The 13,384-nt window shown below is 71.3% G+C and carries 9 protein-coding genes; 6 read left to right on the top strand and 3 right to left on the bottom strand.

Annotated elements, in window-relative coordinates; all coding sequences use genetic code 11:
• The first annotated feature begins 13 nt into the window (after nucleotides 1-13).
• From HUA78_RS24510 to HUA78_RS24490, 5 genes are all read left to right on the top strand, one after another.
• Nucleotides 14-3,097, top strand: a complete 3,084-nt coding sequence (locus tag HUA78_RS24510) for an aminotransferase class I/II-fold pyridoxal phosphate-dependent enzyme (protein ID WP_174477284.1) — start codon at nucleotides 14-16, stop codon at nucleotides 3,095-3,097.
• 146 nt (nucleotides 3,098-3,243) lie between these two features.
• Complete coding sequence (locus tag HUA78_RS24505; RefSeq protein WP_174454612.1) at nucleotides 3,244-4,047, top strand: ABC transporter ATP-binding protein; 804 nt, start codon at nucleotides 3,244-3,246, stop codon at nucleotides 4,045-4,047.
• Between the two features lie 166 nt (nucleotides 4,048-4,213).
• The gene (locus HUA78_RS24500) at nucleotides 4,214-5,212 is read left to right on the top strand and encodes a class I SAM-dependent methyltransferase (RefSeq protein ID WP_174459699.1); all 999 of its coding nucleotides are present in this window, start codon (nucleotides 4,214-4,216) and stop codon (nucleotides 5,210-5,212) included.
• Between the two features lie 89 nt (nucleotides 5,213-5,301).
• The gene (locus HUA78_RS24495) at nucleotides 5,302-6,102 is read left to right on the top strand and encodes a hypothetical protein (RefSeq protein WP_174459698.1); all 801 of its coding nucleotides are present in this window, start codon (nucleotides 5,302-5,304) and stop codon (nucleotides 6,100-6,102) included.
• Nucleotides 6,103-6,205: 103 nt separating this feature from the next.
• Nucleotides 6,206-7,582, top strand: a complete 1,377-nt coding sequence (locus HUA78_RS24490) for a wax ester/triacylglycerol synthase family O-acyltransferase (protein WP_174467212.1) — start codon at nucleotides 6,206-6,208, stop codon at nucleotides 7,580-7,582.
• 9 nt (nucleotides 7,583-7,591) lie between these two features.
• On the opposite strand, the gene HUA78_RS24485 is transcribed toward HUA78_RS24490, so the two are convergent.
• Nucleotides 7,592-9,001 (bottom strand): sigma-54 dependent transcriptional regulator, encoded by a 1,410-nt coding sequence (locus HUA78_RS24485; protein WP_174467211.1) that lies wholly within the window; start codon nucleotides 8,999-9,001, stop codon nucleotides 7,592-7,594.
• On the bottom strand, nucleotides 8,998-10,539 hold the full coding sequence (locus HUA78_RS24480) for a nitrogen regulation protein NR(II) (protein WP_174459695.1): 1,542 nt from the start codon (nucleotides 10,537-10,539) through the stop codon (nucleotides 8,998-9,000). The genes HUA78_RS24485 and HUA78_RS24480 overlap by 4 nt, the downstream gene beginning before the upstream one ends.
• Nucleotides 10,540-10,783: 244 nt before the next feature.
• Here HUA78_RS24480 and HUA78_RS47750 point away from each other — a divergent pair, with 244 nt between their 5' ends.
• Nucleotides 10,784-11,170, top strand: a complete 387-nt coding sequence (locus HUA78_RS47750; RefSeq protein WP_371745654.1) for a tetratricopeptide repeat protein — start codon at nucleotides 10,784-10,786, stop codon at nucleotides 11,168-11,170.
• 46 nt (nucleotides 11,171-11,216) lie between these two features.
• Here the strand turns inward: HUA78_RS47750 and HUA78_RS24470 are convergent.
• On the bottom strand, nucleotides 11,217-13,384 hold a 2,168-nt coding region (locus tag HUA78_RS24470; protein WP_254623878.1), incomplete at its 5' end, for a FrgA protein.

Raw genomic sequence — 13,384 nt, 5'->3', positions numbered from 1 at the left:
CAGTCCGCGCGCCATGCCGACCTATCCCTCCTCCCCCCGAGAGGCCTTCCACCTGTTGCGCGCCCTGTCGGAGGACCTGGGGCACCCGGAGCGGCGCGCCCGGGCCCGGGTGGAGCTGCGCGAGCTGGCGGAGCTGTCGCGCGAGCAGCCCGAGTCGGCCCCCCTGCGGCTGGTGACGGTGACGGTGGTGGCGGGCGCGTCCCAGGAGCGCCTGGAGCTCTTCCTGCTCCCCTCCATCTTCGCGCCCGAATCCTGGGCCTATACCTTCATGGAAGGGCTGCTCAGCGTTCCCTTGGACGAGTACGCCGGCAAGCGACTGGTGGAGGTGGGCGCGGGCTCGGGGTGGATCTGCATCGCGCTGGCGAAGTTCACCCGGCTGGCGCACATCCACGGCGCGGACCTCAACCCGCACTCGCCCGTCGTGGCGCGTTGCAACGCGTGGCTCAACGGCGACGAGTCGCTCGTGTCCCGCCTCTCCTTCGCGGAGAGCGACCTGCTGCGCGGCGTGCCCGCGGAGCCCGCGTGGGACTTCGTGGTGGGCTGCATCCCCCAGGTGCTGCGCACGGAGGAGCTGCCCGGCGAGCTGTCTCAGGCGGATGAGCAGGCGCTATACGACCTCTCCAACTACTGCACGTTGCAGAACGTGTACGAGGACCACTTCGGCCTGGGGCTCATCGCCCGGCTGCTCGACGAGGCCCCGGAGCGACTGGCGCCCACGGGCAAGCTGCTGCTCAACCTGGCGGGCCGTCCGGGTCGCCCCATCATCGAGCGCATGTTCACCCGGCGCGGCTTCACCACGCGGGTGCGGGTGGCTCGGCGGGTGCGGCAGGCGGCGGACACGGACATCCGTCCGCTGGTGGCGCTGGAGCAGCGCACGGGGCGCGAGTTCGAGTTCTTCATGGAGGCTCGCAGTCCGGAGCCGCTGCGCGCGGCCACGGCGCTGGGCTGGCTCCAGTCCGGGAACGCGGTGTGGCACGAGGTGGCCGTCTGGGAGGCGCACCTGTCGCGCCCGCGCGAGACGCTGGCCCTGCGTCAGTCCCTGCGCGAGCTGGGCATCCCAACGCTTCAGGAAGAGCTGGACCTGGGCGCCGCGTCGCCCGAGCAGCTCGGCTTTGTCTCCGCGCTGTCGCAGCGGCTGGCGAAGGGGCCGCTGTTGCCGTACGCGCACGAGGCCGGAGATGTGTCGTTCCGAGGCCAGGTGGTGCGCTACCTGGAGCGCTACTTCGGCCTGCGGCTCGCGGAGGAGGAGCTGTTCGTCGCGCCCGAGCGGGAGCAGGCGGTGTACTCGCTGCTGCTCGCCACGTGTGACGTGGGCGACGAGGTGCTGGTGTCGCGCAACCTCCATCCGCTCTACGCGCGGGCGTTGGAGAAGGCGGGCGTGCGCGCCACGGTGACTCACACGACGCTGGAGGAGATTCGCCGGCTGTTGTCCGCGTTCGACGTGAAGATGGTGCTGCTCACGGTGGAGAAGGGCGAGCGCACCAACCTCTCCGTGCTGCGCGACATCATCGCGGAGGCGGCGCGGCGGGGCATCTGGGTGGTGCTGGACGAGAGCGCCTTCTTCAACATCACCGGTGAGGTGGAGCCGCTCACGCTGTTCGAGTTCCTGGCGCGCGAGCCGTATTCGCCCAACCTCGTCGTGCTCTACGGCCTGGTGAAGAACGCGGTGTGGCCGGACCTGGAGCTGACGCTGCTGCTCCCCGTGCCGGAGCCGCTGCGCGGAGACCTGGAGGTGGCGGCGGAGGTGACGTACTCGCGCATCAGCACGCTGGCGCAGTGGTTCTATGAGCGCACGTTCGCGGACCTGCTGTCGTTCCGCATCTCCTTCGCGGAGCCGGAGCCGCCCGGGCCGCGCCGCGCGCCGGTGGCTCCGTTGCCGCGCTCCTCGCGCGTCCATGCGCTGGCGGGCTTCCCCGCCTTCGCGCCCAAGGTGTTCCGCGATGACGACGCGGAGTTGGTGCGGTTGGACTACGGAGAGAATGAAGGCCCGCTGCCGCAGCCGCTGGTGGAGGGGCTCATCGCCGCCGCCGCCGCGCCGCGCGAGACGGGCGCGCAGACGGGATTGTCCGAGGCGGTGGCGGCCTTCCTCCTGGAGACGCGCGCCGCGCGGTATTCGCCCGAGGAGTTGGTCATGGCGCCGGGCGTCTGGCCGCTCATCCATCACCTGGGTGTGGCCCTGCGCAAGCGCCTGGGGCGAGCCCCTCGTGTCTTCGTGGTGACGCCCTGTTACGGCGTGCTGCCGCCGACGTTCGTCTCGGCGGGGTGCGAGGTGGAGCAGGGGACGCTGGCGGAGTTGCTGGCGCGACGAGGCCAGGGCGCGAGTGGTCCGGACGCCGTGGTCATCTCCCAGCCGTCCAACCCCACGGGCGTCTACGTGGCGCGCGAGGAGCTGGTGGCGCTGGCCAACTACGTGGTGGAGCAGCGGTGCCTGCTCGTGTCCGATGAAATCTTCGGACTGGTCAACCTCACCAGCCCCACGGCGGAGACGGTGCACAGCCCGGTGACGCTGGAGGGCGCGGTTCCCGGCGTGGGCGCGCGCACCGTGGTGCTGGGTGGTTTGTCCAAGGAGTTCGCCGCCGGTGGGCTGCGCGTGGGGTGGCTGGCCACGCGAGACAGGGCGCTGGCCGCGGTGATGCGGGAAGGGGGGCCGGGGGTGTTGCACCTCGTCACGGCTCGAGCGGCGGCGTATCTGTACGCGGCCTATGCACGCAGCCCGGATGGACAGCTCCTCTATGGCGCGCGGCACCGCTCGCTGCGGACCTTCCTGACGAAGATGCGGCGCGAGCTGGCGGAGAAGCGCGAGCTGTTGGTGCAAGCGCTGCCCGCGGACGGGCGCTCGGACACGGGAGACACGGGAGGGCTCTTCCTCGCGCCTCGCATGACGTCCTGGCTGGGACGCGAGGTGGACGGCGAGAAGCTCACGCCGGAGAACCTGCCGCGCATCGTGTACGAGCACACGCATGTGGTGCTCAACGGCGGGCCCTGGTGCTCGGACCCCGAGCGTGTGCGCGCCGTGTTCTCCATTCCCCGGGAGAAGCTGGTGAAGGCGTGCGAGCGACTGAAGGCGTTCGGCACGAAGCTCCTCGCCGGCGTCTGAGACGTTCCGCTCCCCGTTGTGTCGAGTGGGGAGCGTCCGTCCCAGACTGGAAGGTGGCTCGCGGCGAGGGACGTGGGCGGCGACACTGCCCGCTCCTGACGCCGCGCCCGGTCCTCCCGGCTGTCGGCGGCACGGGGGGCGAGACAATGAGCGAGCCTGCGCCGCGCGCGGTCATCGAGCTGGTGGACGTGCACAAGTCCTTCGGCCCGCAGCAGGTGCTGCGCGGAGTCGACCTGGTGGTGCGCGAAGGCACGACCTGCGTGCTGATGGGCGTGTCCGGCTCCGGCAAGTCCGTGCTGATGAAGCACGTCGACGGCTTGCTGTCGCCAGACCGGGGCACCGTGCGCGTGGACGGCGAGAACCTCGCGGACCTGGACACGCAAGGCATGGCGCGCGTGCGTCGGAAGCTGGGCATCCTGTTTCAAGGAGGCGCCCTCTTCGACTCGCTCAATGTCGAGGACAACGTGGCCTTCCCCCTGCGGGAGCTCACCCGACTCCCTGAGCGCGAGGTGCGCGCGCGGGTAGGCCGCGTGCTGGCATTGGTGGGACTTGAGGACGCCGCGACGCAGCTGCCCGCGGAGCTGTCCGGCGGCATGCTCAAGCGCGCCGCCTTCGCCCGCGCCATCGTCATGGAGCCGCGCATCCTCCTCTACGACGACCCCACCGCGGGGCTGGACCCGCTGAAGACGCAGTCCGTGGCGGAGGTCATCCTCACCGGCAAACACCAACTGCACGCCACGTCCCTCGTCATCTCCCCGGACGTGGCCACCGCGTTCCAGGTGGGCGACAGCCTGGCCCTGCTGCACGAGGGCCGCATCGTCGAACACACGACACCCGAGGCCTTCCGGGACTCGCGCCACCCCGCCGTTCGCGCCTTCCTTCACGACTGGCTCGCGCGCCGCTCCCGACATGCGGGCCCCTCCAGCGCGGACGCGCCCATCCCTGGCTGACGCGCTCTGTTCGCTGCTGAACCCGAAGGCCTGTTCAAGCGGGGACAGAGACCCAGCCCCTTCGCTGGATGGGCCGGAGCATGGGTTGTCCCGCATGGTTGGTAATCCCGGTTCCGGGGGGCTGCCTGGAGCGCGGTGGATTCGACTCACATCTCGGGGGGGTGTCATGCCCAATCTGCTCGACCTGCCTCGGCAGGCGTTGATGGACCTTCGTTCTCGCTTGAGCCACCTGCCACTGATGTCCCAGTTGCCGCTGCGCAACGTGGTGCCGGACAGCCTGTCGCTGTCGAGTCCCACGCCGCAGGACTCGGCGCTGGCGGACCCGGCGCGGGTGTTGGCCTGGCAGAAGGCGTGTGAGCGTTATGTGAAGCCCGGCCAGGTGGTGATGGACGTGTGCTCGGGGACGGGGCTGCGCACCTTCCTGGCGGCGAGCCGACATCCCCGGCGGCTGTTCGCGGTGGATGGCTCGCGGCTGCTGGACACCGCGCAGTGGGTGGCGCGGCGCAACGGGCTGGAGCACATCGACTTCGTGCGCTCGCACCCGTGGAACTTCCAGGCCCCGGAGAAGGTGGACGTGCTGCTGCACGACCTCCTGGGCGAGGCCCTCTTCGACGCGGGCCTGGTGCCGAGGATGTTGGACCTGCGCTCCCGGCTGCTGCGGCCCGGTGGGCGCATCCTGCCCAACCGCTTCGAGGTCTTCATCGAGCCGGTGCAGCTTCGCGACGAGGCGTGCCTGCCCTTCATCTGGAGCCAGCGCTTCCCCAGCGTGGACTACAGCTGCCTGCAGACGCTGCGCGAGGCGATGAACCCGTCGTACTTCACGCGCGTCGTCCGCTCGTACGAGGTGGACCACCTGCTGTGTGACCCGGAGCCCGCGTTCGCCTTCGACCTGGAGACGATGGCGGCGGATGGGCTGCCGCACCGCGTGCGCTTCGAGCGCCCGGTGATGGAGGAGGGGCGCGTGGATGGCTTCTGCCTCTTCTACAAGGTGGCCTTCGACGCGGAGCTGTCCTTCACGGTGTCGCCGCTGCGCGGACAGAACCCCGCGGGCATGACGCTGCTGCGCGTGGACCCCCGTGAGTTCGCTCGCTACGAGACACTCGCCTTCGAGCTGGAGCTGGTGGACCCCGGGGATGTGCGCACCTGGCGCTGGCACTTCTGCTGAGGGCCCAGGCAGGCATTGCTCTCGGGTGGACAGCCCACCCGACGCGAGGGCTTCGCCCCGAAGGGGCCGTGCCTAGTTTGCTCCACGGCATGCGCTCCTTTCGTGGGTTCTTCTTCCTGGCGAGTCTGTTGGGCTTCTCCTTCTCCGCGCTGGCACAGGGGGCTTCCGAGCGTCCTCGCACCGTGGCGGGTGTCTGTGGCAGCGCCAACTGGGTGTGCGTGGCCGAGTGCATCGAGCCCGAGTGCGTGGACCGGTGTCTGCGCGAGGGCTGTGAGCAGGCGTTGGACCGACTCAAGTCCTGCACCTTGAAGGCGGGGTGTGCGGAAGACGACACCCAGTGCGCGGCGCGCACGTGCGGCCCCACGTGTCAGCGCGCCTTCGAGCCCGCGCCTCCGAGTCCGGAGAAGGAGCTGAAGGACCCCTGCCAGGGCCAGACGGGCTCGACGAAAACCGTGCCCGGCAAGCTGGTGGGAGAGTGGAGGCTGACCGCGGCCAGCCTGCCCGAAATCACGGACGGAGGCTTCACGCGCATCGAGCCCCAGCCCCGCGCCGACTATGCGCGCACGCTGCGAATCACGCCCGAGGGGTGCTTCGTGCTGCGCACCGCGCTGAAGGACGCGACGCTGGGACAGGGCAACGCGCTGGTCGTTCGCGCCTGGGGCATGGTGGAGGCCCTGGGTGAGCACCACGTGAAGCTCCTGGCCCGCGACGGACAGGCCGTGGGGCCGGTCTGCGGCGCCAAACGGGTCATCCCCCTGGCACGCTCGAAGGTGAAGTTCCGGGGCGGCTCGTACCGGTGGGACTTCGAGCAGGGCGCGCTCACGCTGACGCTGGATGATGCGACGAAGCAGACCTTCCAGTTCGAGCGCGAAGAGGGCGTGGCGCCGTAGCGCTCCTGAAAGTCCACCCACCACGCGAGGTCAACCTGCGCCATCATGGCGTGTCCCGGAGTCCTGGGACGCGGTCTGAGCGCACTGGGAGGCACGCGAGGCGATGGCGACACAGGAGCGGATGGCGAGCGTGGATGCGCTGTGGTTCCACATGGAGGAGCCCGCCAATCTGATGATGATTACGGCGGTCCTCTTCTTCGAGGGCCGGGTGGACTTCGAGCGCCTGCGCACGGAGACCCGCACGCGACTGGTGGACCGCTACCCGCGCTTCCGACAGCGCGTGGTGCTGGGACGGTTGGGCCTTCCTCAGTGGGAAGATGCGCCGGACTTCGACCTCGACGCGCACCTGCTGCGCCTGCCTGTCCCCGCGCCCGGAGACCGCGCAGCGCAAGAGGCGCTGGTGAGCGAGTGGATGAGCACGCCGTTGGAGCGCTCGCGGCCCCTGTGGCAGTTCCACGTGCTCGAGGGCGCGCAGGGCGGAGACATCCTGCTGGCGCGGCTGCACCACTGCATCTCCGACGGCATCGCCCTGGCGCGCCTGTTGTTGTCGCTCACGGATGGCGACGCGACGAACACCGAGCCTCCGCGCGAGCACACGCGGGCTTCGTCGGGCGGGCTGGCGCGGTGGGTGCGCGGCGCGCGCGCGGCGGCGGGGACGGCGCGGACGGTGTTGCGCAAGGGCGCGGAGCTGGCGGCCGAGCCCATCCTGGCCGGAGACCTGCTGCGACAGGGGGCGCTCAGCGCGGCGGCGCTCGGCAAGCTGATGGTGATTACGCCGGACCCCCGCACGCCGCTGCGAGGGCCGCTGGGGACGCAGAAGCGCGCGGCGTGGTCCTCGCCCATTCCGTTGGAGCGCGTGAAGGTCGTGGGCCGCGCGCTGGGCGGCACGGTGAATGACGTGCTGCTGGCGGTGCTGACGGGCGCGCTCAGGCGCTACCTGGAGGCTCGCAACGTTCCTCCCGAGGACCTGCATGCGCTGGTGCCCGTGAACCTGCGGCCGATGGATGAGCCGGTGCCTCGCGAGCTGGGCAATCGCTTCGGTCTGGTGTTCCTGCGCCTGCCCGTACAAATCGAGGACCCGCGTCGTCGGCTGCACGAGCTGTCGCGTCGCATGGGCCTGGTGAAGAAGTCACCGGAGGCGGTGGTGACCTTCGGCGCGCTGGGGTTGCTGGGGTACACGCCGGCCCCGGTGGAGCGGGCGGTGGTGGATGCCTTCGGCACGAAGGCCTCGCTGGTGGCGACGAATGTGCCCGGCCCCCGACAGCCGGTGTCCCTGGCGGGCGTGACGCTGCGAGAGCTGACGTTCTGGGTGCCGCAGGCGGGGCACCTCGGGCTGGGCGTGAGTCTCTTCAGCTACGCGGGCCAGGTGACGGTGGGCGTGGCCGCGGATGTCCTCCGCGTCCCCGACCCGCATGTGCTCATCCAGAACTTCCACGAGGAGCTGGATTCGCTGAGCGAGGCCGCCGCCCAGCAGGCGTGAGCCGGTGGGCTACACCAGCCCGTGCTCCTCCAGCTTGTTGTAGAGCGTCCGGCGGCTGATGCCGAGCAGCCGCGCCGCCAGCGTGCGGTTGTCTCCCGCGCGCTTCAGCGCATCCACCATGGCTTGTCGCTCCGTGTCCTTGCGCTGGGACTCCAGCGTGCGTCCAGACTCGGCGCCCGCGGGCTGCGCGCTCGAAGTCGCGGGCAGGGCCGTGGTGCCCTGGGATGGCGTGAGGACGGGGGCGGAGAGTCCGGGCTGGCGAGCCAGCTCGCGCGAGACGTCTTCACCTGTCAGCGTCTGTCCATCCGAGAGCACCACCAGTCGCTCCAGGAAGTTCTGGAGCTGGCGCACGTTGCCCGGCCAGGGCTGGGCCTGAATCACCGCGAGCCCGTCGGCGGTGAGCGTGAAGGGCGGCTTCCCGTTCGTCCGCGCATGGACGTCCAGGAAGTGTCGCGCCAGGGGTTCGATGTCCTCGGGCCGCTCGCGCAGGGCGGGCAGCCAGAGCGGCACCACGTTGAGTCGGTAGAAGAGGTCCTCGCGGAAGCGCCCCGCCTTCACCAGGTCCTCGAGCGGCTGGTGCGTGGCGGCCACGAAGCGAACGTCCACCTTCACCGTCTGCGTGCCGCCCAGTCGCTCCAGCTCGCGCTCCTGGATGACTCGCAGCAGCTTCACCTGCACGGCGGGCGAGATGTCTCCCACTTCGTCCAGGAACAGCGTGCCCCCGTGGGCCAGCTCCACGCGGCCCGGCTTGCGCGTGGCCGCCCCTGTGAAGGCACCCTTCTCGTAGCCGAACAGCTCGCTCTCCAGCAGCGTGTCCGGGAGCGCCGCGCAGTGCAGCTTCACGAAGGGGCCCGCATGTCGCGGACTGCCGTCATGCACCGCCTTCGCCGCCAGCTCCTTGCCCGTGCCCGACTCGCCCCGCAGCAGCACGGTGGCCATGCCCGTGGCTGCCTTCGCCAGCAGGGCCTGGGCCTCCGCCATCTTCTGGCTGCCACCGACGAAGGCGCTGGGAGTCCGCAGCGGCTCGTGCGCCGCCTCGCCCTGCGCTCGCAGCAGCGCCTTGCGGATGGTGAAGAGAATCTCTTCCCGGTCGAAGGGCTTGAGCACGAAGTCCGCCGCGCCCGCCTTCATCGCCTCCACCGCCAGCGGCACGGTGCCGTGCGCGGTGAGCAGGATGACGGGGACGTCGGGCCAGCCCTTCGCCACCTCGTTCAAGAGCTGCATCCCGTCCATGCCCGGCATGCGCACGTCGCTCACCACCACGTCCACGGGCTTGCGCTCCAGCATGGCGAGCGCTTCCTTCCCGTCGCGCGCCGCGTGCGTCGTCAGCCCCGCCTGGGACAGCAGCGCTCCCAGCACCTTGGCCACCGCCGGGTCGTCGTCCACCAGCAGCACGGTCCCCTTCAACGCCTCGCTCACGCGGCTTCTCCTTCAGTCCCACTCCCGGCCTGCCGGACTTCCATCGGCAGGCTCAGGCGCACCACCGTACCGTGCCCCTCGCGGCTTGTCAGACTCACCGTGCCGCCATGTGCCTCCACCACCCGCCGCACGAAGGCCAGGCCAAGCCCGCTGCCCGCTGCCTTGGTGGTGAAGAAGTCGTCGAAGGCGCGCTCGCGGGTGCGCACGTCCATGCCTTCGCCCGTGTCCTCCACCTCCACCGCCACGCCGGGGCCGTCCCGCAGGGTGCGCACCGTGAGGGTTCCACCTCCGGGCATGGCCTCGACGCCATTGCGCACCAGGTTCTCCACGGCGTTGGCCAGCAGGTCGGCGTCTCCCGAGCAGGGCGGCAGGCCCGCCTCCAGCTCGCGGACGATGGAGACCTGACCCGGACTCGCGAAGGCCTGGAGCGACAGGACGCCCTCCACCAGTCGCCCCAGGTCCACGGGGTGGGGGAGGGGCTCCACGCGTGCCAGCCGCTGGTACGTGTCCACCACGCGGCCCAGCCGCTCCACCTGCTCCAGCATCAGGTCCAGGAACTCACCGTGGCTGGCCCACGACTGGCCCCGCGCGTGCTCTTCCTTGAGGTACTGCGCGGCGCCCTTCAGCGCGGCGATGGGGTTCTTCAAGTCGTGCGCCATCTGCGCGGAGAAGCGGCCCAGCGTGGCCAGGCGCTCCATGCGCTCGGCGCGCGTGACGAACGCGGTGACACCTCGGCGCGTGGCGGCCAGCAGCGCGAAGGTGATGGCCGTGGTGAACACGACGAGGGCGCCGACCTGCGCGGCGAAGAGGCGGAAGACGGTGAGGTACGCCAGCACGCCCACGCCCGCGAGGGCCGCCGCGTGCAGGGCCATGCGCGGAGCGCCTTCTCCCTGGTCTCGACCGAAGAGTCCGAAGCGCAGCGACGCCGTGGCCATCACCGGCAGGCCCAGGAGCGTGCCCAGGCTGCCCAGGCGAGGCACCTGCCGCAGGCCCAGCTCCACCGCGAGCTCCGTCAGCAGCAGGGCCACCACCAGCGTCAGGCCGAGCACCATCAGCCCCGCTCGGGCCCGCTCGTCGGAGTGACGTGCTTCGCGCAGGTGGAAGCCGAGCAGCGCGAAGCCGGCACTGAGCGGCGGTGCCACCAGCACGGTGACGAAGATGCCGAAGCGCAACGTCAACAGCCGCGCCGCCAGCGAGGGCGCCCCCAGCGACGCGAGCATCGTCATCGCCAGGGCGCCGAAGATGGCGTAGGTGCCGAACATGGCCCAGGCCGAGCGGCGACGTCGTCCCACGAAGGCGAGGGCGAAGTGCAGGGTGCACGGCACCGTCATCAGCGCGGCGGCGAAGCCCACCAGCCTCCATCCCGGCTCGCCCGAACGCTCGAGCGCGAAGCCGGTGAAGTTCCAGGTGGAGAGCGCGATGGACAGCAGGGACAGGGGCAGCGCCAACGGGCTGCGCCCCACGCGCGCGAGCGCCAGTCCCGCGAGCGCGAGCTGCCCGGCGCAGGCGATGATGCTGATCCACATCCCGCTCGTCATGACGCTCTGTCTCGTGCCCGTGTCACTGACGCCAGCATAGTCCGGGATGGCGGTCGGCTCGGAGCGGGCAGGCGTCCTGGCTCCGAGTCGATTCCGTGTTCGTCACGGGTGCGGGGCCACCCGAGCGCGTCCTGGCTCCCGGTCGAGGAGCCCGCTCCCACACGTCATGCCCGAGACGCCGAGCACGTCCTGCGGCAGGGCTTCCCACTGGATGCCCGTGTTGATGAGGAGAAGGTCATGGTGAATGACGAGAACCCCCTTCGTACCGCGTCCGCTCTCGCCCAGGCAGGCAGGCAGGACGGCCGAGGCCATCGCTTGCCTGGAATCCGCGCTGGCTCGGACTCGGCCGGACAGGGGAAGGCCCGCCAATGCATCCACCCTGGCTCGAACAGCGGGCCTCCTCTGCGAGGAAGTCGGAAGGCTTTCGCAGGCAGCGCTCTACTACGAAGAAGCAGTTGCTACCGCGGAAGGAGAGCCACTCCTGCTGCTCGCCCTGGCGGACGTCCGCTGGCGGTCAGGTCAAGCGGACAGCGCGCGTTCGTGCCTGGCAAGAGCCGAGTCCGCCTCTGATGCCGATGCCTTGAACATGGTCGCCAACCTCCGCGCGCGGTGGGCGAGCGAGGACCGTTGAGCAGCTCTCGCTCCTCCGGTCTCCCTGCCTGTTTTGTCAGGCACTCTCAGAGCATGCCGAGCCGGCGCGCGTTGGCCGGGTCCACCGCCGCGGCTTCCCAGCGCCGCGCGGCCACCTCGCGCTCCGCCTCAGGGGCGTCCGCGTAGTAGCCGAGCGTGTCGTTGAGCGCGCGGCTCAGCTCCTCGATGGCGGCGAGGCGCACGTCGAGTTCACGGTGGCGCAGCGCGGTGATGAGCCAGTCCGCGCGGCGGCGGCTGCGGTTCTCCAGCCACCACGTCGCCCACTGCTTCGGGCTGAGGCCCAGCGGCATGCGCGTCACTTCACGCAGCGCCTCCGCCGCGGCCTGGGCGCACATCTCGTCGTCGCTGCTCGTCAGCTGGATGAGGCCCTCGACGGCCTCGCGGTCATGCAGGCTGCCCAGCGCCCTCGCGGCCAGCGCACGACGCATCATGTCCCGGCTGGTGAGCTCCTGACGCAGCTCGCGCAGCGCCGCGTCCAGGCGGGGCAACTGCTTGAGCGCGGCGGCGGCCACGCGCGCGGCGCTGGAGATGTCCGGCTCCAGGTCGAACAGCCCGCGCAGCACGCCATCCACCAGCTCCACGTAGGGCAGGTTGCCCGCCGTGAGCAGCGCGAAGTAGCGCGTGTCCGCGTCCTGTGAATCCAGCAGCGGCGACAGGGCCTGCGCCGCCGGACGCCCCAGGCGCGACAGCGCGGCGGGAATCGGTCCCAGCTCGTCCGCCTCGGGCAGCTCGACGACGGGCAGCCGGCTCCAGGCGGTGGGGCCGGGGAAGTGCTGGGCGAGCACGCGGGCGCTGGCCTCGGGCGAGCGCGCCAGCTCCACCATCGCGTTGGAGCGCTGCGCGGCGTCCGGGCCGGTGAGTCGGCGCAGCAGCGGCGCGAAGTCCGGAGGCGGGCGCTCCTCCTGCGACTGCGCGCGAGGCGGCAACGCGGCGGCGCGGCCCATGGTGCCGGAGGTGCCTCGGCCGAAGAAGGGGCCCCAGCCCAGTCCCGCCACCACCGCGGGCGCGGGAACCGGAGCGGCGGCGACCGGCACGTCCACGTCGATGGAGATGTCCTCTTCCGGCGCGCGCGGCTCCGCGGTGACGCGCTGCTTGCGGAACAGGATGAGCTCCTGGAAGGCCGAGGACAGGTCCTGGCAGAACAGGATGTAGTCCGACAGCCGGCGCTGGCTCATCGGCTTCTGGCCGCAATCCCCGTAGAGGATGGCGACCAGCCGACCCTTCACCTCCACCGGGTACAGGAACACGGTGCGCGGCGTCTGCCGACCGAACAGCTCCAGGTAGTGTCGGGTGAGCGCGTCCGGAGGCAACGGGCCCGCGTAGCTTCCCCGCGTCACGGCCACGGTGCGGAAGACGCTGCTCGCGTCGAGCGGCACGGACACCTGGGCGAGCCCTTCACCCGTCATGCCCTCGCCACGACCGTCCCAGCCCACCGCCGCGCCACGCAGCACGGCGAAGGCCGCCACATAGTCGAACGTGCGCCGGCCGAAGCGCAGCGCCACATCCATCAGCCGGTCGCGGTCCTTGGTGGACTCCTTCAGCGCCGCGCGCGCCTGGGCCAGCGTCCAGTCCGGAACGTCCTGGCTGGAGGGCGAGGCGGGCGGCCGTGCTTCCGGCTCGGCCTGACGAGGACGCGCCTGCGCCGGAGCGGACGGCTTGCCCGGGTTGGGGAAGACGATGAACGCGGGCTCATTCGAGCGCGGCGGCTGGAGCGGAACGGGGGCGTCCGGACGCGTTCCCGACAGCGGAGAGCCGAAGCGGAGCGTGGGCGGCGGAAGAGCGTCGGCTGCGGACTGCTGCGCGGGAGGGCCCGGTGGCCAGACCTGGGGCGCCGTACCGGGCTGCGCGGGCGGCGCCGGGGGCCACACCTGAGGGGCTCCCGTCTGCGCTCCAGCGGGATTCGTCGCCGGGCGGGTAGCGGGCTGCGCGCCAGTGGGCGGCGCCGTCGCGGGACGGGTCGAGGGCTGCGAGGTGTCGGCGGGGCGCGTCGCGAACTGCGCGACGTCTGCGGGACGAGAGGCGGGCTGCGCGCCATCGGCGAGACGCGAACCAGGCTGCGCGACGTCTGCGGGACGAGAGGCGGGCTTCGCGCTGTCAGCGGGACGAGAGGCGGGCTGCGCGCCGTCGGCGGGGCGAGAGGCGGGCTGCGCGCCGTCGGCGGGACGAGAGGCGGGCTGGGCGCCGTCGGCGGGAC

Origin of the sequence: Myxococcus sp. CA033, from assembly GCF_013336625.1 — a bacterium.
Classification (GTDB): domain Bacteria; phylum Myxococcota; class Myxococcia; order Myxococcales; family Myxococcaceae; genus Myxococcus; species Myxococcus llanfairpwllgwyngyllgogerychwyrndrobwllllantysiliogogogochensis.
This window is presented reverse-complemented; position numbering and strand designations above follow the sequence as displayed.